This window comes from Pedobacter sp. 22163 (assembly GCF_052045595.1).
GTDB lineage: Bacteria > Bacteroidota > Bacteroidia > Sphingobacteriales > Sphingobacteriaceae > Pedobacter.
The window spans coordinates 91,643-117,496 of record NZ_JBQEPM010000013.1; the positions used below are offsets into that span (position 1 = coordinate 91,643).

Annotated in this window: 18 protein-coding genes; 11 read left to right on the forward strand and 7 right to left on the reverse strand. The window is 38.9% G+C overall.

Annotation, left to right across the window (positions count from 1 at the left end; genetic code table 11):
• Positions 1 to 10 precede the first annotated feature (10 nt).
• The gene (locus tag ACTJKN_RS25460) at positions 11 to 1,456 is read right to left on the reverse strand and encodes an ATP-binding protein (protein WP_440828438.1); all 1,446 of its coding nucleotides are present in this window, start codon (positions 1,454 to 1,456) and stop codon (positions 11 to 13) included.
• 491 nt (positions 1,457 to 1,947) lie between these two features.
• On the opposite strand from ACTJKN_RS25460, the gene ppsA reads away from it, so the two are divergent.
• From ppsA to ACTJKN_RS25485, 5 genes are all read left to right on the forward strand, one after another.
• Positions 1,948 to 4,611, forward strand: coding sequence for a phosphoenolpyruvate synthase (gene ppsA / locus ACTJKN_RS25465; RefSeq protein WP_440828439.1), 2,664 nt, complete (start codon positions 1,948 to 1,950; stop codon positions 4,609 to 4,611).
• Between the two features lie 305 nt (positions 4,612 to 4,916).
• Entirely contained in the window at positions 4,917 to 7,052 is a 2,136-nt protein-coding gene (locus tag ACTJKN_RS25470) for a DPP IV N-terminal domain-containing protein (protein ID WP_440828440.1), read from the forward strand.
• Positions 7,053 to 7,632: 580 nt separating this feature from the next.
• On the forward strand, positions 7,633 to 7,881 hold the full coding sequence (locus ACTJKN_RS25475) for a hypothetical protein (RefSeq protein WP_440828441.1): 249 nt from the start codon (positions 7,633 to 7,635) through the stop codon (positions 7,879 to 7,881).
• Positions 7,882 to 8,000: 119 nt separating this feature from the next.
• Complete coding sequence (locus ACTJKN_RS25480; protein WP_440828442.1) at positions 8,001 to 11,033, forward strand: SusC/RagA family TonB-linked outer membrane protein; 3,033 nt, start codon at positions 8,001 to 8,003, stop codon at positions 11,031 to 11,033.
• Between the two features lie 16 nt (positions 11,034 to 11,049).
• Positions 11,050 to 12,558, forward strand: coding sequence for a RagB/SusD family nutrient uptake outer membrane protein (locus tag ACTJKN_RS25485; RefSeq protein ID WP_440828443.1), 1,509 nt, complete (start codon positions 11,050 to 11,052; stop codon positions 12,556 to 12,558).
• 120 nt (positions 12,559 to 12,678) lie between these two features.
• Here ACTJKN_RS25485 and treF read toward each other — a convergent pair whose 3' ends face one another.
• Positions 12,679 to 14,256, reverse strand: coding sequence for an alpha,alpha-trehalase TreF (gene treF, locus ACTJKN_RS25490; protein WP_440828444.1), 1,578 nt, complete (start codon positions 14,254 to 14,256; stop codon positions 12,679 to 12,681).
• A gap of 138 nt (positions 14,257 to 14,394) precedes the next feature.
• Here treF and ACTJKN_RS25495 point away from each other — a divergent pair, with 138 nt between their 5' ends.
• On the forward strand, positions 14,395 to 15,066 hold the full coding sequence (locus tag ACTJKN_RS25495) for an NAD-dependent epimerase/dehydratase family protein (RefSeq protein WP_440828445.1): 672 nt from the start codon (positions 14,395 to 14,397) through the stop codon (positions 15,064 to 15,066).
• A gap of 87 nt (positions 15,067 to 15,153) precedes the next feature.
• Here the strand turns inward: ACTJKN_RS25495 and ACTJKN_RS25500 are convergent, their stop codons facing one another.
• Positions 15,154 to 15,912 carry a M57 family metalloprotease gene (locus ACTJKN_RS25500; RefSeq protein ID WP_440828446.1) on the reverse strand — a complete coding sequence of 253 codons (759 nt, stop codon included), beginning with the start codon at positions 15,910 to 15,912 and terminating at the stop codon, positions 15,154 to 15,156.
• A gap of 309 nt (positions 15,913 to 16,221) precedes the next feature.
• Between ACTJKN_RS25500 and ACTJKN_RS25505 the strand changes: the two genes are divergently transcribed.
• Both ACTJKN_RS25505 and ACTJKN_RS25510 read left to right on the forward strand, forming a co-directional pair.
• Positions 16,222 to 16,539, forward strand: coding sequence for a hypothetical protein (locus ACTJKN_RS25505; RefSeq protein WP_147303081.1), 318 nt, complete (start codon positions 16,222 to 16,224; stop codon positions 16,537 to 16,539).
• 137 nt (positions 16,540 to 16,676) lie between these two features.
• Entirely contained in the window at positions 16,677 to 17,201 is a 525-nt protein-coding gene (locus ACTJKN_RS25510) for a DinB family protein (RefSeq protein WP_440828447.1), read from the forward strand.
• 89 nt (positions 17,202 to 17,290) lie between these two features.
• Here ACTJKN_RS25510 and ACTJKN_RS25515 read toward each other — a convergent pair whose 3' ends face one another.
• From ACTJKN_RS25515 to ACTJKN_RS25525, 3 genes are all read right to left on the reverse strand, one after another.
• Positions 17,291 to 17,470: a hypothetical protein gene (locus ACTJKN_RS25515; RefSeq protein WP_057931837.1), complete on the reverse strand. Its 180-nt coding sequence runs from the start codon at positions 17,468 to 17,470 to the stop codon at positions 17,291 to 17,293.
• A 1,096-nt stretch (positions 17,471 to 18,566) separates the two neighbouring features.
• Positions 18,567 to 19,859 carry an IS1380 family transposase gene (locus ACTJKN_RS25520; RefSeq protein ID WP_440828448.1) on the reverse strand — a complete coding sequence of 431 codons (1,293 nt, stop codon included), beginning with the start codon at positions 19,857 to 19,859 and terminating at the stop codon, positions 18,567 to 18,569.
• A 321-nt stretch (positions 19,860 to 20,180) separates the two neighbouring features.
• Entirely contained in the window at positions 20,181 to 20,882 is a 702-nt protein-coding gene (locus tag ACTJKN_RS25525; RefSeq protein ID WP_029274984.1) for an SAM-dependent methyltransferase, read from the reverse strand.
• 279 nt (positions 20,883 to 21,161) lie between these two features.
• Between ACTJKN_RS25525 and ACTJKN_RS25530 the strand changes: the two genes are divergently transcribed.
• Positions 21,162 to 22,847 carry a DUF6600 domain-containing protein gene (locus ACTJKN_RS25530; RefSeq protein ID WP_440828449.1) on the forward strand — a complete coding sequence of 562 codons (1,686 nt, stop codon included), beginning with the start codon at positions 21,162 to 21,164 and terminating at the stop codon, positions 22,845 to 22,847.
• Between the two features lie 596 nt (positions 22,848 to 23,443).
• On the opposite strand, the gene ACTJKN_RS25535 is transcribed toward ACTJKN_RS25530, so the two are convergent.
• Positions 23,444 to 24,067, reverse strand: a complete 624-nt coding sequence (locus ACTJKN_RS25535; RefSeq protein ID WP_440828450.1) for an HAD family hydrolase — start codon at positions 24,065 to 24,067, stop codon at positions 23,444 to 23,446.
• Positions 24,068 to 24,145: 78 nt separating this feature from the next.
• Between ACTJKN_RS25535 and ACTJKN_RS25540 the strand changes: the two genes are divergently transcribed.
• Positions 24,146 to 24,373 (forward strand): YtxH domain-containing protein, encoded by a 228-nt coding sequence (locus ACTJKN_RS25540; protein WP_276902922.1) that lies wholly within the window; start codon positions 24,146 to 24,148, stop codon positions 24,371 to 24,373.
• Positions 24,374 to 24,435: 62 nt separating this feature from the next.
• Positions 24,436 to 25,836 (forward strand): MBL fold metallo-hydrolase RNA specificity domain-containing protein, encoded by a 1,401-nt coding sequence (locus ACTJKN_RS25545; RefSeq protein ID WP_440828451.1) that lies wholly within the window; start codon positions 24,436 to 24,438, stop codon positions 25,834 to 25,836.
• Positions 25,837 to 25,854: the final 18 nt, after the last annotated feature.

Here is a 25,854-nt window from a genome sequence, read left to right on the forward strand (position 1 = left end):
ATATCTCTGGTTACCAAAGTGCTTTTTTATCAAGTGTAATTGCTCCTATGTTGTAAGCATATACTGCCGCGGGCAAAAAAGTCAATTCTAGCTCGTCAACCGTTTTATTACCTAAGATATCCATGGTAGTTACAACTGATGCCTTGAAACCATTTTTCTTGCAGAAGAATAACAGGCTTTCCAAGTCACGGGATTTGTCGTAATATCGATTGCTCCATTTAATTTCTACACACCATTGTGGTTTGAAGAGTTTATTATCAATTGATACCATATCAACCTCTCCTTCTGATCGGCCCATTTTCCATCGGGCATATTTAAGATCCATATTATCCCGATGCATCCATTGTGAAAATATTGCCGTTTCGACCATATTGCCTGTCTCCTGATCGGATTCCTCAATAGGCGAAAACAGTGCTGTTCTCAATGATGGATTAGTAAGGTAAACTTTAAAACTTGTTATCCTTTTGAACTTTTTTGCATTATCATCAACCTTATTAATCACCTTTATTAAAAAGGCTGCTTCTAGGTATTCAAGGTATTTTTTAATGGTTTCCTTTTGAATTCCGCTATCCTTAGATAGCCTTTCAAATGAAAATTCGTTCCCTGTATTATAGGCTAAATAACTAAAAAAGCTGTTCAATTCCTGAACATCCTTGATGCCGTATAAGCTTGGTAAATCCGTTAATAGAACTTTATCTACAATATCATTCTTTATATACCTGCCCATATCGCTCTGGATTTTTTCAGACAATACTACCTCGGGATAACCTCCAAAGTTTAGATAATGGAAAAATTCCTTATTCAGTGCCTTGTTGTCGTGAGTAGTATAATAAGGGATTTTCTTTCCGCTATATAAGATTTCTTTTGATTGAATTAAATTGTCTAGTCCTTTAAGGTGGATATATTCATGAAAAGTTAGTGGTGGGAGCATAAAGTCGGTAAATCTTCCTGCACCACTCTCTGAACTCTGAAGCCTTAAGGCGGCGGCCGCCGAGCCTGAAACAATGAATTTCGTAGTGGGATATTGATCAACCAGTACCTTTAAGTGTCGTTCCCAGTCTTTGAGATATTGTATTTCATCAAAAAAAACAAAGCAGCCTGACAAAGAATCTAGCTGTACAGCATTTTTTGCTAATATGAGCAGATCTTCCAAGCCCATTTGCATATATATAGGATTATCAATGCCTACAAAGAAAATCTTTTGAGGATTTACCATTTCTTCGATCAATTTTTCGATAGCATGAAACATCATTACCGTTTTGCCAACGCGGCGCGGGCCCATTAGCACAACAGCTCTTTTTATATCGGTTTCATTAACGTGAGGATAAAATAGATCAAAATATAATCTTCTTGACATTTGTCTGTAAATTTCCTGTACCTCGCTTGTTGTCCACCAGGGGTTTTCATACTGAAGGCGCTCGATTCTTTTCTCAGTAGGAATGTTATTAAAATCCATAATTCTCCTTATTTCTACATAAATGTAATTATAAGTATTTTAAAAACATCTTATTTTTACAAAAATGTAATTATAAGAATAAAAGATATGATTTTATTGCTTGTTTTAACAAAATATCTTTTTGTGATATCTACTAAGATTACAATTATTTGACAGCAGCATTTCCCAAACCTGTAGAAGCTCCTGTAATAAAAATTGTCTTTTGCATTTTCTATTGTTTTAAATTAACAATACAAAGTTGCGGCAAAGCGCAGATGCTGACGTAGCCAAATTGAGTTTGCTTGTAGTCTAAATGACGGCTGTTTTTTTGAAAGGGGGGAAGTTAAAAGCGCCTTATTGGGAGAAAAACAGGAATAATTTTTTCTTAATTATTGTCGCTTTGTTGTAAGGATAACGCCAATGCTTCTACCATTATTGCGTTTAGAAAATTATAGTTAAAAAACGTTGTTTTCCAGTACTATAGCCTATATTTTTGGATCTGTTCCTTAAAAATGTGCTTAAAGAGGAATGAATTTCTACCAGATAAAAACAGCAAAAATATGGGTAAATATGTAATTGGTTTTCAGAAAATCGACAGGTCTGCTATTTTAGAAGTAGGGGGCAAGGGCGCCAATCTAGGCGAACTATCAAAAATTGAAGGGATACAAGTGCCCGATGGCTTTTGCATAAACACAGAAGCCTATAAAGAAATAACCGCAGGCAATAAGGAACTTAATGGTTTACTGGATGAATTATGCCAGCTTAAAACAGAAGATTTGCAGGCGGTTAGTAAAACGAGTGCAAAAATCAGGGCGCTTATCGAAAATATATCCATTCCGGATGATATTGTCCAAGAGATTGGAAGGTGTCTGGCGAGTTTTGACAAATATGAGGCCTTTGCTGTGCGGTCAAGTGCTACCGCCGAAGACCTTCCATCAGCATCTTTTGCCGGACAGCAGGACACCTACCTGAACGTTATCGGAGAGACAGCTATCCTAAAACACATCAGCAAGTGCTGGGCATCATTATTTACCGATAGGGCGGTAATTTATCGCCTCCAGAATGGCTTTGACCATCGGAAAGTGCAATTAGCTGTCGTTGTGCAGAAAATGATCTTTCCGCAGGCTGCAGGAATTTTGTTTACTGCCGATCCGGTTTCAGGAAATCGGAAAATGTTATCTATTGATGCCAGTTTTGGGCTGGGTGAAGCACTGGTTTCAGGCCTGGTAAATGCCGATAATTATCAGGTGTGCAGTGGCAGGATTATCAATAAAAAAATATCAATTAAGAAAATGACTATTTATGCCTTAAAAGATGGCGGTACAAAATCTCAAGCACTTCCAGTCGAAGAGCAAAATAGTCAAGCGCTTACAGATGAACAGATTTTACAGCTTGGGCAGTTGGGTAGAAAGATTGAGGAACACTTCGGCCATCCGCAGGACATCGAATGGTGTTTGGTTGATGGTAGATTTTATATTGTGCAGAGTAGGCCAGTTACCACTTTATATCCCATCCCAGAAACAAATGATGCTGAAAATCATGTGTATATATCTGTAGGCCATCAGCAAATGATGACTGGTGCCATGAAGCCACTGGGGCTATCGTTATGGCAGTTAAGGGCTGCCAGGCCAATGTTTAAAGCCGGAGGAAGGTTGTTTGTTGATGTAACAGATAGTTTGGCCACTGCAACCGGCAAAAGAAATTTATTAGATGCGATGGGACAACATGATCCGCTCATTAAAGACGCATTGATCACCATCACAGAAAGAGGCGACTTTATAAAACAACTACCAGATGACGGAAAAGGACCGGTGCTGGTTAAAAGTACTAAAGGCCTGTCGGCTGCCGATATTTTAGCGCAGATAGGAAACGATCCTGCTATCGTTGCTGGTCTGATCAAAACTAATGAGGCATCAGTAGAAACACTGAAACAAAATATCCAAACGAAATCAGGTGCAGATCTTTTTGATTTTATCCTGGAAGACATCGGGCAATCAAAGAAGATGATATTTGATTCGCAACATATGGGGGTGGTCATAGCCGCAATGAATGCTTCATCCTGGCTCAATGAAAAGATGGAAGAATGGTTGGGAGAAAAAAATCCCGCAGATACATTGTCTCAGTCTGCACCCAACAATATTACTTCAGAAATGGGCTTGGCACTATTGGATGTTGCAGATGTAATCCGCCCTTATCCGGAAATCATTAATTATTTACAAGAGACGCGGAAGGGTAATTTTTTAGATGACCTGATTCAATTTGATGGCGGAAAGAAAACGCGGAATGCAATCTACACATATCTCGAAAAATACGGAATGCGGTGTGCTGGAGAAATTGATATTACGAACACACGCTGGAGCGAAAAACCATCGATATTAATTCCCTTAATCCTTAGCAATATCAAAAACTTTGAGCACAATGCTGGTAAGCGAAAATTTGAGCAAGGGAAACAGGAAGCTTTAAAAAAGGAAAATGAACTATTGGATAGATTGGCTCCATTGCCAGATGGTGAACAAAAAGCCCTGGAAACAAAACAAATGATCGGCCTGCTCCGAAATTTTGCGGGTTATCGCGAATATCCAAAATACGGCATAGTTAACCGCTTTTTCGTTTATAAGCAGGCTTTACTAAAAGAAGTCGATAAACTCGTAGATGCTTATGTTTTTCATGAAAAAGAAGATAGCTATTACCTCACTTTTGAAGAACTTCGTGAAGTGGTATGCACACATCAAATTGATTACCAGATTATTGTTAAACGAAAAGAAGAGTATGGTAAATACGAAAAACTTATGCCGCCGCGGGTAATTACCTCTGATGGCGAAGTTATTACCGGTAAGTACAATCGCGAGAACCTTCCTGCAGAGGCCATTGTAGGTTTAGCGGTTTCTTCGGGAATGATTGAAGGACGGGCACGTGTAATCCTAAACATGGAAGATGCTGATCTGGAAGATGGAGATATACTGGTTACCTCATTTACCGACCCCAGTTGGACGCCATTGTTCGTCTCAATTAAAGGCCTGGTTACCGAAGTTGGCGGATTAATGACGCATGGTGCTGTGATTGCAAGGGAATATGGACTGCCTGCGGTGGTCGGCGTAGAAAATGCCTCCAAACTGATCAAAGACGGGCAGCGGATCAGGTTGAACGGACCGGATGGGTATGTGGAGATTTTATAACCTCCTTACTGCTCTTTCTGGCGACCAACTGCTCACAAGAATAACCTTGTTTACACATTTCTATTATCAAAAATATCTTTTAGGTAAACGTCTGGGGTAACAAAAAGGTAACCAAAGGGTTAACATGGTGCAAAATAAATTGTATGATAAAAAAATTGTGGAAAGCTATGCTCCCAGCTCTGTGCCCTTCGCGCCTTCTCTCCATGTTCTTTGTGGTTAAAAACGATATAACACCTAAATTTGTATCATGATTAATACCAATCATTTCCTAAAACAGTCTTATTTTTATCGCAAGATTAACTAACATGATGAATAAACATTGGCTTACCGTAACGGCTTGTACTTTGGCCATTACAGCAAATGCTCAGCAGAAGGCCTTAACCGTTAAAGATTACGAAAGGGCGGAAAGTTTTATGGGCTATAATACTGCAAAGTATATCGATAATGCCAGCGTACAACCTAACTGGCTGGACGGCGATAAATTCTGGTACACTACAAAAACGAATGGCACTGAACAGACTTTTTTGGTAGATCCGGTAAAGAAAACAAAAACTGCAACTACCGATTATAATGGCAGTGCAACACCATCACGTCGTGGGGCCAGCCGGAACGAAGTTCTATCTCCCGATGGGAAAAAAGCTATTTTAATTAAAGATTATAACCTTTTTGTTAAAGATGTGGCCACGGGAAAATTAACACAATTGACTACTGACGGCATTAAAGATTATGGTTATGCTACCGATAATGCGGGATGGAAACATAGCGATGCGCCAATTTTGCGCTGGTCGCCTGATTCGAAAAAGATAGCCACTTTTCAGCAAGACCAAAGAAACTCGAAAGACATGTACCTGGTAACCACAAATGTTGGTGCGCCAGTATTAAAAGCCTGGAAATATCCTTTACCTGGCGATAAGCAGATTGCAACCATTAGAAGAGTTGTGATTGATGTAGAAAACGCTAAGATGGTTTCGTTAAACATCCCTGCAGATCAACACCGTGCTACCTTAAGCGATGATATTTCGAGCAGTGGTACTTTTGATGATATCGATTGGAAAGCAGATGGCACTGAAGTGGCATTTTTGTCTACCTCCCGCGATCATAAAAATGAAAAATTCCGCATTGCCAATGCCACAACGGGTGCCGTTCGCGAAGTTTTCGAAGAAACGGTAAAAACACAGTACGAATCTGGTCAGGGAGCCATTAACTGGCGTTACCTTCCAGCGTCTAAAGAGATTATCTGGTATTCGGAAAGAGATAACTGGGGGCATTTATATTTATACGATTCTACCAACGGAAAACTGAAACACCAGATTACCAAAGGCGATTTCGTGGTTACCCGTTTAGTTAAAGTAGACGAAAAAACACGTACGCTTTACTTCATGGCTAACGGCCGCGAAAAAGGCAATCCTTATTTCAGTCATTTATACAAAATCGGTTTCGACGGAAAAAATCTAGTATTGTTAACCCCTGAAGAAGGTAACCATCAGGTGGTATTTTCTCCATCGTTCGAATATTTTGTAGACACTTATTCGCAACCAGATGTACCAGCTGTTACGGTTTTAAGAAGTATCAGCGGAAAACTGATCAATACTTTAGAGAAGACAGATGTATCTAGATTAACTGCTACAGGCTGGAAAGCACCTATCCCGGTTTCTGTTAAAGCCAAAGATGGTAAAACCGATATCTACGGATTGGTTTTCACACCGACGAAAATGGATGCAGGGCAGAAATATCCGGTTATCGATTATATTTATCCGGGTCCTCAGGGCGGTAGCGTAGGCAGTTGGTCTTTCGCTGCCTCACGTGGCGATAATCAGGCTTTGGCCGAACTGGGCTTTATTGTTGTGGTAATAGAGGGGACCAGTAATCCAGACCGCTCTAAAAGTTTTCATGATATGAGCTATGGTAATATGGCTGAGAATACTTTGCCTGATCAGATTGCGGCCATCAGGCAGCTCTCTGCCAAATACCCTATCGATACAACAAAGGTAGGTATCTGGGGGCACTCGGGCGGAGGTTTTGCCACTGCTGCGGCCATGTTCCGTTATCCGGATTTCTTTAAAGTAGGAATTTCCGAATCAGGAAATCATGATAACAGAAACTATGAGGATGATTGGGGCGAGCGTTACAATGGTTTGGTAGAAAATTCTGATTACGAAGCACAGGCCAACCAGAACTATGCTAAAAATCTAAAAGGGAAACTGATGTTGGTTCATGGTATGATGGATGATAACGTGCCGCCTTACAACACATTATTGGTTGTAGAGGCATTAGAAAAAGCAAATAAATCTTTCGATCTGGTTATTTTTCCAAATAGTGCCCATGGTTATGGTGAATACTCACCTTATATGACGCGTCGCCGTTGGGATTACTTTGTACAGCATCTTTTAGGAGCAGAACCACCTAAAGATTATCAAATGAAAGGTCCTTCAGCAAGATAATTTTTTTGAGGCTGTATGTATAACTACATATAGCCTCAATGTTTTTAACATCCCTCAGACCCGCTCTCCATTAAAATAGATTCTTCAGTTGTGTTTTGTATAACAGAATTTCCTGAAATATATCCATCGCCATTTTAAAGAACCATTTATAATTTAAATGCACAATTAAAGAGGTACCCAAATCTCCCCCGATCAGCCAATTGGCCAATACGCTCCTTTCTCAACCATCGACTAAGCTTTTTGATCAGATATTTCTTGAGTTGTAATTTTTGTAGTTTTAAACAGCTCTATATATATCATTTAACTGTTGTTCTCGGCTAAAAAGAGGCGCCATGTTGCAATCCTTATATCAGTTTCTTTCGGCTCTTAAGAGATGTATTATGCAATTTATAGCTAGAAATAATTCAATTTTTATGGTTTTATATGATTTATAAGTTATATTCATACTATAAAGTTAATATTGCGCGTAGATTTAACTACTTGCTGTTGACGATTAATCATTACATTAACCAAATACTAAACTAAATCACAATAGCTCAGGTTCCTATTCGTAGGGATTCGATTTATTGTACCGAAAATTATGAGACAATTCAAACTGTTTATCATTTTATCCCTCCTGCTTTCTTTCATTACCGGCCAGCCGCTGCCTATTGCCAGCAGTTTTGAAAATAAAGGAAATGATCTTTACAATTATCAAAATATGCCAACAAAATGTCTTTCGCTTGTAGATATGAATAAATATGAGTTAAAAATGCTCAATCATATTGGCATCATAAATATCGGGAACGATCCCGTAAATTTTGAATTGTCCCATCTGCACAAATATTAAAGGTATAATCGACTAATACGAACATAAAAAGTAGAAACTATGAAACATACTCCACCTTAAATCAGAAAATCCTGAATCCTTAAATACTCCTATTTTCTAACCAATTAATTAAATCAATTATGAACATTACTTTAACCAGCAATTGGTCTGTTCTATCCCTAAAACAGAAATTGCATTCATTAAAGAAACTGATAGGCTTTAGTCTCCTGATGCTACTATTGAGCACAGCAGCTTTTGCCCAAATCACCGTAAAAGGTATAATATACGATAGTGATAAAACGCCTTTAGCGGGCGCAACTGTACAGTTAACCGGTACTAGTACAAGAACCCAAAGCGATGCTGAAGGTAAATATCAGATTACTGCTCCAACCGGAACAGCCCGGCTAACGGTAAGTTTTGTGGGTTATGAATCACAGACTGTAAATATTAATAATCAAACCCTGCTAAACATTACCTTAAGTTCGCTGAATAATTTAGAGGCCGTTGTAGTTATCGGTTATGCATCCGTTCGAAAAAATGATTTAACAGGAGCTGCAACAACCGTATCGGCCAAAGATTTTAATAAAGGCCCGTTAAATGCGCCCGATCAATTGATACAGGGTAAAGTTGCAGGTGTACAGATGATCAATAACAGTGGGCAACCGGGCGGTGCCTCTACCGTTCGGATAAGGGGTAATTCTGCCATTACCGGAACAGGGCAGCCCCTTTATGTAGTAGATGGGGTAGCACTTGATGGACGATCGGCCAGGCCATCAACAAGCGCCGGTATCGGTACAGCGCCCGATGGCAATCCTTTAAACTTTATCAATCCGGCCGATATCGAGTCGATGGAGATATTAAAAGATGCATCGGCTACAGCAATTTACGGTTCGCGTGCTGCTTATGGTGTTGTTTTGATTACCACGAAAAGAGGAAAGTCGGGCGAAACTAAAATGGATGTGAGCGCATCAGCAGGTGTAGGTAATATTGCCCGGAAAGTTGATGTACTTAGTGGCGATGAATACCGGGCGGCACTGAAAAAGTACAATCTTACCGCAGGCGATTTTGGTACCAGTGTTAATGCATTGGACGAAGTGTTGCGTACGGCTTACAACCAAAACTATTCTGTAGGAATTAGCGGTGGCACCAACGGCAATACTTTCAGGGCCTCACTAGCTTACCAAAATCAACAGGGAATTATTAAAGCATCCGACTTTAAAAAATACAGCGCAGGTTTTAATGGCAACTTTAAATTTTTAGAGAGCAAAAAACTGGGTTTAGATGTAAACATGATCAGTAACCAATATTTAGAAAATATTGCACCAATTACCACCGATGCTGGTTTTACAGGCAGTTTAATAAGTCAGGCACTATCCTGGAACCCTACCCAATCTTTTTATAAGCCCGATGGCAGTTTATTTATCGATTACGGTTCTACCACCATCAATCCATTAGCGGCTTTGGCTGCAAACAGTGATAAGGCAAAGGTTTCAACTATTTTGGGAAGCGTTTCTCCTTACTATAAAATTACGCCGTGGTTAGAATATCGTATGCTGGCCAGTGTTAATTACAGCACAGGTATCAGAAGAGCATCAACCAGAAGTACTTTAAATCTTCAGGGTATTCAGCCTTCTGGAGATTTCTTAGGCGGATATGCGAGTTATTCCAATACAGAACTAGTAACACAACAATTTACAAATACTTTAAATTTTAATAAGGAGGTTGTAAATAAACTAAATGTAAATGTAGTACTCGGATATGAATACTCAAATTTTATAAATAAAACCGCAGTTAACACTGCAACTGGATTTGGTGATCTTCCTCTTGACTATACTGATGCATTTGAAGCTACGCTAAAGTCGAACAGAACATTTGTAACAAGCTACGATCCTACAACTGAATTGCAATCATATTTCGCTAGGGGTATTTTTAACTATGATAATAAATACATATTAACAGCAACAATTAGATCTGATGGTTCAACAAAGTTTGGTGCAAATAATAAATATGGGTATTTTCCTTCATTTGCAATAGCCTGGAACATTAAACAAGAAAGTTTTTTTACCGATGTGAAGTGGGTAGATCTATTAAAAATTAGAGCGGGTTATGGTAAAACAGGTAATCAGGATTTTCCTTCTGGCTCTTCCCAACAGCGTTTCGTGTATAGAACACCTAGTAAGGCGGGAGATCCTATACCTCAGGTAGGTATAAATAATCAAAATGATAATCTAAAATGGCAGGAAGATAAACAAACTAACGTTGGTGTAGATTTTGGACTATTTGGAAATAAAATAACGGGAAGTATCGATTATTTTAACAAAACAACAAAAGATCTATTATATCCACAGACAGCATTTGCTCCTGCAGAGCAAGGAAATGTAATTACATGGAAAAATTTGAATGGTGAGATTATCAACAAAGGCTTGGAGATGAATCTGAATGCCAATATCATCGAAAAGGATAACGTATCATGGTCCTTAGGTGGTAATGTAACTTATATCAAAAACACAGTCAAAAATTTAAATGATTTAATAAAAACTGGTTCATTAAGCGGTCAAGGGTTAAGCGATGTAACTACCGAGGTTATTCAAAATGGCTTGCCATTGTTTGCTATGGTAACCAGACAATACAACGGTTTAGATGCGAATGGCTTCTCCTTATATACCGATGATGGATTTACAAAATATTATGTTGGTAATCCTAATCCAAAATTTATTATGGGTCTGAGTACAAATATTAGGTATAAAAAAATATCTTTTACCGCGAATTTTAATGGAGCATTCGGACAAAGTATTTATAATAATACCGCAAATTCTGTATTAGCGATTTCAAACTTGGGTAATAGAAATGTCTCATCAGGATTATTAAATTCAGAGATTCAGGAATCACTTGCTAATCCTATTGCAGCATCATCTAGGTATATAGAAAAAGGAGACTACCTAAAATTGGCTAATGCTACAATTAACTACAATATCGGTAACATTGGTAAAGCAATCAAATCGCTAAATGTTTATGTTAACGGGCAAAATCTTTTCGTGATTACCAAATACACAGGCTTTGACCCAGAAGTCAATATAAATAAAAGTGTTAATGGTGTTCCTTCAGCGGGTATAGATTATACTGCTTATCCAACAGCAAGAACGTTCAATTTTGGTGTTAATTTTTCTCTATAACTTAATTTTTTTCAATATGAAAAATAAATATATTTTTTGCTTGGGAGTAATAGCTATTACTTTTTCAGCTTGTACAAAACTTGATGAAGATCTGCACGGGCAAGTAAATTCGGGCACACTTTCTCAGGGAAATGTACCAGGATTAATTTCTGCAGCTTATATTGCTATGCGAGGCCCATATCAAGCGCCATGGAATTGGTCTGCATTACAGGAAGTTACTTCAGATGAAGCAATTGTCCCTACCAGAGCTGGTGATTGGGATGATAATGGTGCATGGAGAGCGCTTCATTTACACAAATGGGCTGCAGACGATGGAAGAATATCCGGTGTCTTTAGGGATTTAAATAGCATCAGTTATGCCGCTACAACTGTTTTAAGATTTAATCCTAATGCAGCACAAGCTGCGGAAGCTCGTTTTCTTAGAGCTTTCGCTCAATTTTCTATTTTAGATGGCTGGGGACAAGTTCCTTACCGTGAAACTGGGGAAGGTGTAACACTTCCTTCTAAGGTTAGAAATGCAGCTGATGAAATTGCTTATTTAATTACCGAATTAAATGCTATTATTCCTGATTTACCAAATGGGCCTGCAAATGTGGCGAATAAGAATGCCGCTAAAACACTTTTAATGAAAATTTACCTTAATAAAGGTGCTTTCTTAAATCGCGCTGCGCCAACTTTCGATGCTGCAGATATGGCGAAAGTAATCGCTTTAGCTGATGAGATTTCAACTGGTGGGTACGTATTATCTGCAAACTATTTCGATAACTTTGCACCTACGAACAATGTTTTATCTAAAGAAAATATTTTTACTGCTGAAAATACTGCAGGAAATGATGGTAGCGATTTAGATGGACAATGGAAATGTACTTTACACTATAACCAAAATCCTAATGGCTATAATGGCTTTTCTTCATTATCTAACTTCTACAATAAGTTTGAGGCGGGCGATAAAAGAAGGGGTGGTAGTTACACCGGACAAACAAACATTTCTGGTATCAGGGTTGGTTTCCTTGTTGGTCAGCAGTTTGATCAAAATGGTGTTGCTTTGAAAGACAGAAAAGGTAATCCTTTAGCCTTTACACCAGAAGTCTCAATTATTGAACGTGATCCAAACCACCTAGAAGTTGCAGGCATTAGGGTAGTTAAATACCCAATTGACTATGCGAATGCAGGTTCAAGAAAACCGGACAACGACTGGGTTTATTTCCGTTACGCCGATGTATTATTGATGAAAGCCGAGGCCCAGTTAAGAACATCGCAACCGGCTCCTGCCTTAATCATTGTAAATTCGATCAGAACCGTTAGGGGCGCTTCAATTTTGCCAAATTTAACATTGGATATTTTATTGGACGAACGTGGACGTGAGTTATACTGGGAAAGCTTTAGGAGACAGGATCTAATCCGTTTTGGTAAATTCCTTACTGCATGGCAGGAAAAACCGGCAAGTGAGACTAAATGCCTGCTTTTCCCTATTCCCGATAATCAACTTGGTAACCCTAACCTTATACAAAATCCAGGATATTAAAATTTAATATCCAAACCAGGGGCCGTAACGGTTAACAGTCTGATTATATGCTGCTGACGGTACGGCCTCTTTTATTTTTATAAAAATCGATTTGAAAAACAATGAAAAAGAAATACTTACTTAGTTGTTTTTCATCAGTTTCAAGAGTACTCCATTTGTCCAACCGAAGCCATCCTGAAGTGGATATTCCCCGCCACCACCTTTACTGTCCGTTTCTACCACATTATACTTCTCCATTAATTTGCCGGTGCCTTTAAATACAGAAATATTAAGGTTTATCCATCTCATACTAATGGTATCGGCCAGTTTATTGTATCCATAATTGCGCAAGCCCGTAATGCTGATGTATTGCAGCGGTGCCCATGCATTTGGCGAATCCCATTGCTCTTTTGTGGTGGTTAATGTGGTAATTAAGCCACCTGTTTTAAGAAAATTCCTTTCCAGTTTTTCTTTAACAGCTTTGGCCTGTACCAATGTTGCTAATTTAAAATACAATGGAAATGCTGCTGCAAGTGTAAGCTGGTTAGAAAGTGATCGGTTTTTCCAATTATAATCGGTAAAAAAGCCCTGTTTTTTGTTCCAGAAGTATTTTAGGATAGCCATTTTACGCAGATTAGCTTTTTTATTAAATAGAGCAGCTTTTGTTTTGTTGCCTGCCTCATTGTTTGCCGTAGCAATGGCAGTTTCGAGATTATATAATAAAGTATTTAAATCAACCGGAAGCAGATCCGTGGTAATAATCTGGTTGTAACTTTTACCGTCGGCAAACCACCTGCTGCTAAAATCCCAACCTGATTCTGCAGCAGAGCGTACATTTCTAAGAAATGTGGACGGAACCTTTTTGGTTAATTTAGCGGCTTCAAAATCCTCCCTGTACGATTCTTCGCGGGGCTGATCGCCGGCATCATAATAACGGTTTAAAATAGTGCCGTCTGCAAGTTTTACCACATGGTTTATCGCTTTGCCATTGCTTAACTGGCTAGCACCTTTCATCCAAAAATTATATTCTTTTTCCAGAACGTCCTTATAATCTGCAAGTTTTACATTTTTATTGTGCTGGGTAAGCAGCTGAACCATAGCAGCAAAAAACGGGGGCTGTGAACGTGTTAAATAATAAGTACGGTTTCCATTAGGAATAAAACCATATTTATTAATGAGGTAAGCGAAATTGTCAACCATATCTTTTATGGTTTTTGATCTACCGGCCTTTTGCAAACCAAGCATTGTAAAATAAGAATCCCAATAATAAATTTCCCTGAACCGGCCACCGGGAACAATATAGGGCTTCGGTAATGGCAGCAGTGATGTTTGGTAGGTGGAAGCCGTATCAGGATCTCTTTTTAAAACCGTCCACAAGGTATCCAGGTGTTTTTCTATACCTGCGCTAATATCTGATTGGTAACTCGCATGATGGCTTTCTGGCATATTAAAATATTCATTTACGAATGCCGTTAAGTTAAAATTTTGGTTGTTTTTTAGTGTGTTATAAGCCTTCATGATTTCTGAAGGACTCTTTTTTGGAATGGCATCTGCAAAAGACTTACTATCAGGATAAATTCTTGCCATTTGAACTTTCTCAAATAAATCGGGATAGGTTTGCCTCGGACTTAATTCGTTTTGCGCAAATAACTGGCTAGAGATAAATAATAAGCAAGTAAGCACTATCATTTTAATGCTTAACAAATTTTGATTCATCATATTGCTGTTTTATTAAATATAATTAATTTATCATAAAATTTACCCTCTTTTACCTTCACGAAGCAAAATGAAACCCAACCGGCTTATTTAGCAAACAAAGATTAACTATCTTCGTTTTGATTATTAAATAAACTTCCGATGGGAAAAACCAGAAATCAGAATAACGTAATCATAACCGGTGCCACCGGAATGGTAGGTGAAGGGGTATTAATACAATGCCTAAACAGCCCTGAAATTGATACTGTTTTAGTGATTAACCGAAAACCTTGTGGTTACACCCACGCAAAGCTAAAAGAGATTATCCATTCCGATTTTTTTGATTTTTCGCCGATTGAAAATCAGCTTTCGGGTTATAATGCCTGTTTCTTTTGTTTGGGGATTACTTCAGTAGGCGTTGATAATGACACCTATTACAAAATGACCTACACGCTAACCATGCATGTTGCCGAAACGTTAAGCAAGCTAAATGAGACGATGACTTTTTGTTATGTTTCCGGTGGTGGAACCAATGAAAATGGAAGGTTGAAATGGGCGCAGGTTAAGGGTAAAACCGAAAATGATTTAATGAAGTTGCCTTTTACGCAGGTGTTTAATTTTCGCCCGGGTTTTATTAAACCGCTGCCAGGACAGAAATACGCGCACAAATTTTATAAATATATCAATTGGTTATTTCCTATTGGAAGGGCCGTTTATCCAGGTGGGTTTTGTACCATGGCCGAACTGGGCAAAGCCATGATTAATACTTTAAGCCACAATGGCGAGCGAAGGATTTTAGAAGGAAAAGACATTATTGCCCTATCAAAAGAATAAGCCCGGGTGCTACAATGAGTTCCCGGGCTTATTAATTATCAGCTCCTTATAGACCAGTTTAGGTTTGTTTAGTTGTTTTTAACAAATTTAATATAATGCTGCAACAGCATTTTTATCTTTTGTTGATAATACAGTGGCACCTGATCCGCATTGGCCACCATTCATAAGAGATAAGGCATCTGTTCCGGTAACACCAGGAACATTTGTCGCCGTCGATTCGCCCTGAGCTGACCAATTTGTATGACGCAAGGAAATATTATGACCAAATTCATGGCAAATGGTTCTTGCACGTTGCGCAAATGAATTGCCTGCAATATAGTTTTTATTGATTCTGACCAAAGCACCTGCGCTTCCGCCAGATGGGAATTGTCCTGAGCCACAAACACCATTTCCTAAATTTTCATCTTTGATCAGGATGTCATAAGGGGCTGTAGTTACGGTGCTAAAGCGCAAAGTGGAATTTGGAACAGCGTTCCATTGCGCAATTGCACTATTGATCTCGCTGCTCATAGAAGTCATAGACGGATCTACAAAAATTCTAATGTTTAGCTTTTTAGTGCTGTTTACAATGCTTCCGGTATAATACTGCTCAGTTTTAGCTCCGGCGCCATTAGCCGGGATTTCCATGTTTTTAGGGAATGTAATATCTTCTTCTACGATAAATTCATTCCCATTATCAACAATACTTGTTGCAGGGAAGCCCAGGTCTTTAATGTACTGCAAAACTTTGTCCGAATTTTTTACCGTTTCTTGTGGTTCAGTGATCGATTCCTGATTTTTTTTACAGGCTGCAATTACCACTGCCACCATGGCAACGATGGCAATCTTTTTTAGATTATTTTTCATGAAGTTTAAGTTAGTTAAGTCCTTTCGGAGCTGATAAACAAATGTAACAGAACTTGTTACATAAATTTTTGGCTGTAGGATAATTTTACACGAAAACTTTATCAATATGCTTTGTAATGTTATAAAGTTATGTGTGTATTTAAAAATTTACATCAATAATCTGTTTTGTCGATAATATTTCAGTTAAATAAGAGTTGTTAAAGAATAACAAGATTAATTCTGTATCGCTTACCAACCAAAAAAAGGGTACTACCAGTTAATTCTTCTTACCTTGCCAAATTATGGCCAAAAAAGCCCAAATTTTATAATATGCAAAATGAGAGTATAGCCTTACAGGCGAAAGTGTTTTTATACCATTTAAATAATGCCAACAACGAAAATGGTTTCCGGGCCAAAGAATCGTGGAAGTTTAGCCAGGTAAGTGAGCAGGGAAAGGCCGAAATAGAGCACGATTTCTTCCCTACGGTTTCTGTTCAGGTAGACCCAAAAAAGATACACGATTTTGCAGCAAGTGTATTATCGCAGCTTAAAGAGCAACCTAAAATTAATGTGCCAGATCTTAATGTTAGTATCCAAACCGGATCGGAATATTTCATTGCTTTTTCTCCCGACAGGATGATTAGGTAAGTGAAAAAGGCATGATGAGAAGTATAAGCTGAAATAAAGAAAACACTTTATTTTAAAAATATTTTATGTTGTTTTTTACACTGCCATAGGGTTGTCAGTCACCTGTATTTTCTTTGTGTAACTAAAACAAAAAAGACATGGTACAGGAACAGTTATTCGCAGAAACAATGGAAGAAACTTCCCTTGTGTATTTAATGAAAAATTATGCAAACTATAATTTCTGGGCAAATTTAACTCTGGTAAATTGGTTAAAAAATCATCCGGAAGAATTATTGGAGCAAGAAGTATTATCGAGTTTTAAAAGTGTAAAGTTAACGCTCGCCCATATTTTACAGGCACAGGAGTATTGGTATTCAATTCTCACTAAAACCAAATTCGAATTTCGTGAATATGGAAGTTTGAACGATATTTTTGATGCACTGTTGAAACAGTCAGAAAACTTAGCCGTTTATATTACTGCAATTAGTGAAGATAGATTTAACCAGAAAACGGAGATTCAAAGTCCTTGGTTTACTTCCGATTTTCAGAATTTTGAATATGTGTTACATGTTTTCAACCACAGTACCTACCACCGTGGCCAGATCATTACCATCTGCCATAATTTAGGAATAACGGGTGCCCCTATGACGGATTATAATTTCTATAATGTAATGGCGAAATAAAATACCGTTCGTTAAATAATGGCTTGTCGAAAAATCTCATGCAATGAAGATCTTCCGACAAGCCTTTCTGGTATATTAAGCACCTACTATTATTTTTTATTGTCGTATTTTCTTTGATTGTCCTTATTGGAAGTTTGATCAGACCGTTGGCCGCCACCATTGGTTATTCCCTGGATTTTTTTATCCGTTTTAACATCATGGTTAGCCCGATCAGCTATTGAACTGCCTTGAACCGTTGGATTGTTTTTGGGTGTGCTTGTATTTTTCATAACTCTAAGATTTAGTGAATAAATTGCAGCGCGCTATGATAACAACCAATGTGGGATTGGATATGTTTTGATTTTTTGAATTTGCCCGTCATTTCGAGCGGACCCGAGCTATCGGGTGCAACGGAGCCGAGAAGTCTAACTGGAACAGATCTTTCCATTCCGCTGCGCTTCATCCGGTAGCTATCGGATCGAGAGGACGACGATCTGAAAGGCATGAATGACCAGTAATCAAATTACAATTATCAATGAATCAACAACTCATGAGAAATGGCAATGACATACTAAACTGAGTTCGGTTAATTAGCATGCAAAAACTTTGTTTGAGGATATTTTTTTTGGCAATTGACCGCCGGTTTTCAGGGAAGAATGAATAAGCAATTACTTCCGCATTTGTAAAAAACAAGATCACCCGGTTGCTCATTAATTTTGATTATTCCATTCTGGAGCGCCATAATTTTAGTATATTAGATTAAACAAAAGGGATGATCACTCAATTTAGTCAATCAGACTAAAAATCCCCAAAAATATTTCAAACCCCACCTTTACCCCACGTTTACTCCGGCTTCCGGCCAGGCTTGGCTGCACCCTGCTTCGTATGTAGTTCGATACTGCCTCGAAGCTACTTTAGTAAAAGCTAAGCCCCGTTGCAGGTGGGCTATGCATGAAGTTTGCATTACTTTCGGTTAGCAGGTTAACAATAGCTAAATAAAAGCCAAAAAAAAACATAGCTTAGGGTTATTTTGGGTCACAGCTGTGCCGATATTGGGGTATGGAAAATGGTGGGGAAGGCAAAATACAAAAGCACGAATATATTAGCCGCTTATGGCTTAAGGTTTCCACCTGCGCGGGATCCGATAGCTCCTAAAATCCGCATGTCTGTCGTAATCTGGATATTACTAAGTTCTAAAAATGAATATCACCTGATTTTATTCCGTGATAATTATATTTATAGGCGGAAGTTCATTTTTGATTGGCATTTCTGAACGGATTTAGGACCGAAATTTTATTTTGGGCATAAAAATGAAATAGAGATCCCCTCCCGGCTATATTTCAGGTAACATATTAGCGCTAAGTATCTCTTTTAGTGATCCTGATGCTATGGGTAGCTATGATCTATTGAGTAAATTCTTAATTTCAGCTGTCTGCCCTGCCTAACCCATCTTGCTGGCCGGATGATGAATCTAAAAAGAAACTTTTTTAGTCTGAAACACGGCTTCAGCGTTTTTACCTTTTGTGAAAAATAATCAATGATTTTATTATATATATTTCTGCAGACCGCTGTAAAATATAGGAAAACCAGGTTTTTGTTCAATGTAGAGAAAGGCATGTTATTCCATCCAAAATCATTTTTAAGGATATCAAACTGCCGCTCCATCGTCCCTCTCTGGTTATAAAAATGGACAAGGGCAACAACATCCGTTTCGAAGTTGTTGGTCAGGATTCCCCTGTATTCATAGGCATCCTGGGTAATCAAATCTACCTGGCCATCTTTTTTCAATCTTCGTTTGACAATTAGCCTATATCTCTGTGGCTGTTGATTTTGTTCCCTGGCCTGATTTATAAAGGGAAGAATGTCCGTGTACCCTACTTCCAGTAGGCCATTTTTGTCCTCCATCACTTTCCAGTTGCAAATTTGCGGAAAATATTTCTCGACATAGCTGTTTCTGCATCCTATGTAAAAGTGTTCTACCTTCTGTTGTAGGAAAGTTACCACATCATACTGGTAGGATGCTGCATCTGCCCGAAAGTTTTTAATCTTTTTTACTTTCTTTGTTTCAAGTAGATTAAAAATTCTTTCCAGCGTATCCCTTTGAAATGACTTTGCATCAGAATTTCCATTTCTGTTTTCGATATAAAGTACAAATTGCTCATTGACGGTACAAACACCTGGCTGATAGCCATAATCTCTTTTGTAGGTCATTTTACTGTCCTGTTTTTCATTGAAAATGATCGTGTTGTCATAATCAAGGGTAAGTTCCCGGGAATCAAGAACCCCGATCTTTTTGAGGACTTCCAGATTAAAGTTCTCCAGGGTCCGGTTGGTACAATATTGATGTGTAGCCACGCCCCGCTTGGTTACACAGGTTTTTGTTTCTTCGGCAAGCCCGGAGAGTCTTCTCAGAACAGTATCGGGGCTTGCCAGTCTAAGATAAGGATTGTCGACAAAATGACTTTTTAAGTGGGTATGAAGATCTTCAACACTATCGCCGCCGCAGAGAAAAACAGATTTAAGTGAGTAGAAAACATCCTTCCAGGAATACTTGCTTTGGGCAGCAACGCAAGGCAGATATGCATGGCAAAGTTTATCGATTTCTAATTTGTTTAAGTAGTCGAAAACAAAATTTATGCCTCCGAAAGAGGATATTGGATTTGAATTTATTATTTTCACAGCAGTAATATTGGTCAACACTAATTTAAGTGAATATTACCTTGCTGCAAAACATTATTTATCAAGGTTTTGCAGCATTTTTTTTAATAACCTGCGGACATTAGGAGCTATCGGATGATGACCGTAGTATATCTCATAACCACCACCAGCCCCTCCTTGAAAATAAGGAGGGGAGTTCCCCTCAAAGTTCCAAATATATCAGGCCGCACCAAACAGTAAGCAAACAGAAATAAGTACTCAACACTTGCTAATAAGCCTATAAAATAGTCGAAATCAGGTTACTAACCATCAACCATTAACAAATGAACCAATAGCCAATTACTAGTACAACAAAAATATAGTCGGCTGTTTATGGAGATCTATTTCCTCTTTGCGCCAATTATAAACACTTTGAGTTTTAATAAATTCATCTTCTGCAGTAAGGTTGCTCGCTACACAAACCTGCGTATTGGGTTTGCAGCTCTTCAGCACTTCTTCAAAAAGTTGGTTGTTGCGGAAAGGTGTTTCGATGAATATCTGCGTCTGTTTGTAACGGCTTGCCGATAAATCTAAATCTTTAATCCGTTTGGTGCGTTGCTCTTTATCAATCGGTAAATAACCCCAAAACGCGAAACTCTGGCCGTTAAAACCTGAGGCCATTAAAGCCAATAAAATTGAACTTGGGCCTACCAAAGGCACCACTTTAATGCCGCGTTTATGTGCTTCGGCAACAATATCAGCTCCAGGATCGGCAATGCCCGGACAACCGGCTTCGCTCATTAAGCCCACATCTTTTCCGGCAGCAAGCTCAACAAAAAACTGACCTAAATCTGTCCGGTTATGTTTGCCATAATCGTGCACGATTAAATCTTTCTGTGGTGTTTTTAAACCAGCCTCTTTCAAAAACCGACGGGCTGTCTTACTGTTTTCTACAATGTAGGTATCAATCTGGTTAATGGTATCAACCAAATAAGGGGTAAAAGTTTTATGTGCTACCTCTTCAGCCAATGGTACGGGAATAAGGTATAAAGTGCCTTTTTGCATGCTACAAAAATACTTACAATAAATAGAATTTAAGTTCTAAAGTTTACGGTATTGGCAATATAATCTCTTTTGTGAACAAAGGTGTAGCAAATTTTATTTCTAACTGACTTATTTTCTGCACAATTAAAATGTGCTTAAAACGTTAAATATTAGTTAAATATGCCTCATAGGGCAATATTTGAAGGAAAACACGGAAACTATGCATGCATATTAAACCTTCTGCATTTTTGGTTCTCTAATTGATACACACACATTAGGTTATTAAAATAAAACACACAAATGAAAACACTGAAATCTACGGCACTTGTGCTGGGGCTATTTGCGCTCCTTGCCGGAACCACAACCCTTGTCAGGGCACAAGACTATCAAAACGATTACCAGGACGATGGTTATAGCACTGGCAATGTTTCTTTACAGACTTTTTACGATGAACTTTCGCCTTATGGCACCTGGATACAAGATCCTCAATATGGATATGTTTGGCGCCCGGATGTAGATCAAAGCGAATTTCGTCCATATTATACAAACGGACGTTGGGCGATGACCGAATACGGTAATACCTGGGTTTCCAATTACGATTGGGGCTGGGCACCTTTCCATTACGGTCGTTGGGTAATTAACAGTTACAGACAATGGATCTGGTTACCTGATACCAATTGGGGACCAGCCTGGGTAGATTGGAGAAGCGGCGATGGTTATTACGGATGGGCTCCAATGGCGCCAAGTATTAGTATTAACCTAAGTTTTGGCCGTCGATATTCGGTGCCAGAATTCTGCTGGAACTTTATTCCACAACGTAATATTTATATCAATACTTTCCCAAGGTATGATTACGGACGCAATAATGTATATATCCGCAATACCACCATTATCAATAATACTTATGTTTATAACAGAAGAACCTATTATGGTGGCCCGAGGGTTGAAGATATCAGACGTGCAACCAATAGAGATGTAACCGTTTACAGGTATGCGCAAAGTTCAAGACCTGGTGCGAGTAGGGTTGGTGGTAGAGAGGTTTCTATTTATAGACCTAGACCAGAGCGTAATGCTGATAATCGTAGTGCAGCACCAAGAAAATTTGAGCAAGGTAATGCTGGCATTAGCAGGGGTGGAAGGAATGAAGGTTATACCAACCGAGATCAAAGAGGTGGTAATAGCAATAATAACGATAACCGTTTCGGGTCGAGAGGAGATAACCGTACCGGGCAACCTGATAGGAACAACGGTGCCATAAGCAGAGATAATAATAATCAGCCTAATAACAGAGGTGAAGTTTATAATAGAGATGCTAATGGGCGTGTTAGCCGTGGCAATACCAATGGTGTAGACGGAAGAAACGGACAGGAAAATGTAAACCGCGGTCAGGATCAGCAACGTTTGGAGCAGATGAGACAACAGCGTGCACAGCAAGACCGTATGAGCCAGGATCAGCAACGTACACAGCGCGATGCTCAAACACAGCAACGTGGTCAGGCAGACCAACAACAACGTGCGGCTCAAATGGAGCAACAAAGGGCACAGCGTAACGAGCAGTTTCAACAACAGCGTACGCAACGTGATGCTCAGGCACAGCAACAGCGTAATGAGCAGATGCAACAGCAACGCGCGCAACAAGCCCAGGCCCAACAACAGGAAAGGACTCAACGGGATGCGCAGATGCAACAGCAAAGAAACGAGCAAATGCAACAACAACGTGCGCAACAGGCCCAGGCTCAGCAACAAGAAAGAGCGCAACGTAATGAGCAAATGCAACAGCAACGTGCGCAACAGGCACAGCAACAGCAGCAGGAACGTGCACAGCGTGATGCTCAGGCTCAACAACAAAGGGCACAACAGCAGCAACAACAAATGCAACAAAGACAAGAACAAAGAAGAACGGAAGCACCACAACAACAGCAACAAAGAGGTGGTGAAAGAAGCGGCTCTGAAGGAGGAAGACCATCAAGAGGTGGTAGAGGATAGATTGATAAGTCCCGATGAAAATCGGGACTTTTTTATTTTAAATACTTTGTTATCCTAAAATAAGAATTAAGGATTTTGTTCACTCTACTGTTTTGGAAATGAACATTCAGTATTGCTTCGGGAACAGCAGTCCCGTTATCCGCTATAGCTCCGATAAAAGATCGGAGGCTGCCGCTGCTACCGGGTTTAGAAACAAAGGTTTGTGCAGCTAAGCACCCAGCCAAAAATAGCACCACTTCACAAGCTACCTAGACCTGATTGGAGTGAACACGAAGCCGCAGGCAAAGTAAAACGGAAAGCGGGGTGAAACTGAAATAGTTGCAGAAAACCGCTCTCCTAATAGATAGGTTGTCACCTGATAGCAATCATGCGAGGCATGAAGCAATGTTGAAACTATTGCTACTAGCAAACGCATTAAGATTATTCATAAGTTTCCCTTGTTTCAAAGGCATTCATGAGCACTCCGTGGTTCCCGATCAAGTTGGGAATGACGATACCTTCCAGGGTTATCATCTCCTTAATTTCAATTTCATTTATATTGATTTTTATGAAATAATTATCCCTTAGGAGACAGCACGAGAAAAAATGCGGTTATATTACTGCCCAGCCGCTGTATGAAGGTTACTTAAATCGGTTCCCCTAAAAGTGCTTTCGGCATTGGGGTGCAGGTTTTCGGGATCGAGTAAAAAAGTAGTGATTCCCAGTTCCAACCCAAATTTAATTTCCGATTCGGCATCATCACCTATAATTAAAATATCATCTTTGTTTAAGTCGTATTTGTCAATAAGTAGTTTAAAAGCTTCCTTTTTGTTGGTGGTTGAAACATCAACAACATGTACGGCTTCAAAATCATCAGCAATGCCCAACATCTTTACTTTTGAGGTTTGTTGTTTCAGGAAACCTGCCGTTACAATAAATTTCCGGCCGTTAAGGCTTTTAATGTAATGATAATCATCGCTTGGTTTTAATGGTTTCGTTACCTGGCGGTTTTGCAGATAAGCAAGTATATCGGGCATTAATTCTTCGCTAAAGCCATATTTTTTTGCCACTTTTTGAAAAGGCGTTCTAAGCATGTCTTGTTTTGCAAGCTGAAAATCTTCTTTACTGATCCCTAAATCCAAACTTTCCAGGAAATTGTATAACTCACCCATTAACTGTTCTTCATTTGGTTTGGTAAAATAAATGGTATTGTCTAGATCGATAAAAAAAATATGCTTCATTTAAATGGAATGATTTATGTTGTAATAAAAGCAAAACAACAAGTGCCAATTAATGTTTAATTATTAAAGAATAAAGTTATGACAAAGGAAACAAAAATTATTGTAGGCGTATTAGCTGGAGCAGCACTTGGTGCAACAATCGCATTGGCATTATCTTCAGATTCGACAAGCGATTTAAAGGGTAAAGTATCAGATTTTTTTGCTGATCTATTAGACGCTTCAAAAGATAAATTAGCTAGTTTAACAGATAAAGCTACGGGTGTAGCCGATAAGGTGAAAGATAAAATAGCAGAAATAAATGCATAAAGAATTGGAAGTGCCGGAAATATCCGGCATTTTTATTCTATATATTTTCTAACCACATCTCAATGAACATTGCTTTTCATGGTGCCGCCCGTACTGTTACGGGGAGTAAGCACCTTATTACCTTAAAAAACGGCATTCAGATTTTATTAGATTGCGGCTTATTCCAGGGAATGGGTCATGTTACCGATAAATTAAACGATTTTTTTGGCTTCGATGCCAAAAAGATTACTTACCTGGTTTTATCACATGCACATATAGATCATTGTGGCTTATTGCCCAAATTGGTTGCGGAAGGATTTGAAGGTAAGATTTTCTGTACTTCGGCAACTATGGATCTGTCCCGCATTTTAATGATGGATTCTGCCAAAATCCAGATGCAGGATGCAGAGTTTTCTAACCGCCATCTGCGCGAAGGCGAAGAAATGGAAGAACCACTTTACACCGATGAAGACGTTACCAAAACGCTTGGTCAGATGAAGATTGTGGAGTATGAAGAAGATTTCGAGATTGAGGCGGGAATTCGGTTAAGGTTTACTGATGCAGGGCACATTTTAGGTAGTGCTGCGGTACATCTTACCATTACAGAAGAAGGAAAACCTACACGGATTACCTTTTCCGGCGATGTTGGTCGTTATGGCGACCTGCTTTTAAAAAGTCCGCAGCAGTTTGATCAGGCCGATTATATCTTAATGGAATCAACCTACGGCGATTCGCTGCATAAAGATCTCGATCCGATAGAAAACATGCTTTTAGAGATCATTAATAATACCTGCAAAATAAAAAAGGGCAAAGTAATTATTCCTGCCTTTGCCGTTGGCCGTACCCAGGAGCTACTTTATGCTTTAAATGGACTTGAGTTAAAAGGTAAATTGCCTGATGTACCTTATTATGTAGATAGTCCTTTATCTTCAAAGGCAACAGAAATTCTTAAAAACCACCCTGAAGTATACAATAATGGGGTTAAAGAAATTTTAAAGGTAGATCATGATATATTTGGTTTTAAAGGTCTGCGTTTCATCGAAAGTGTTGAAGAATCGAAAGCTTTAAATGCCGATCCCAGGCCATGTGTAATTATTTCGGCATCGGGTATGGCAGAGGCTGGTCGTGTAAAACACCACATCAGGAACAATATTGACAACCCAAAAAATACCATTCTAATGGTGGGCTATTGCGAACCTAAATCGCTTGGTGGCAGGTTAATTGCCGGACAAAAAGTGGTAGAGATTTTCCGCGATGAATATGAGGTTAGGGCCGAAGTAAGATCGTTAAAATCCATGAGCGCACATGGCGATTATGAAGATTTACTGCATTTTTTATCTGGTCAGGATCCGGCTAAGGTAAAACAGCTATTTTTGGTGCATGGAGAATATGAAGTACAACAACATTTCGCCAGCAGATTGAAAGATGCAGGTTTTAAACATGTGGCTATCCCCGAATACCATCAGGTATTTGAGCTTGAGTAACGATTAAGCGTTGGTCTG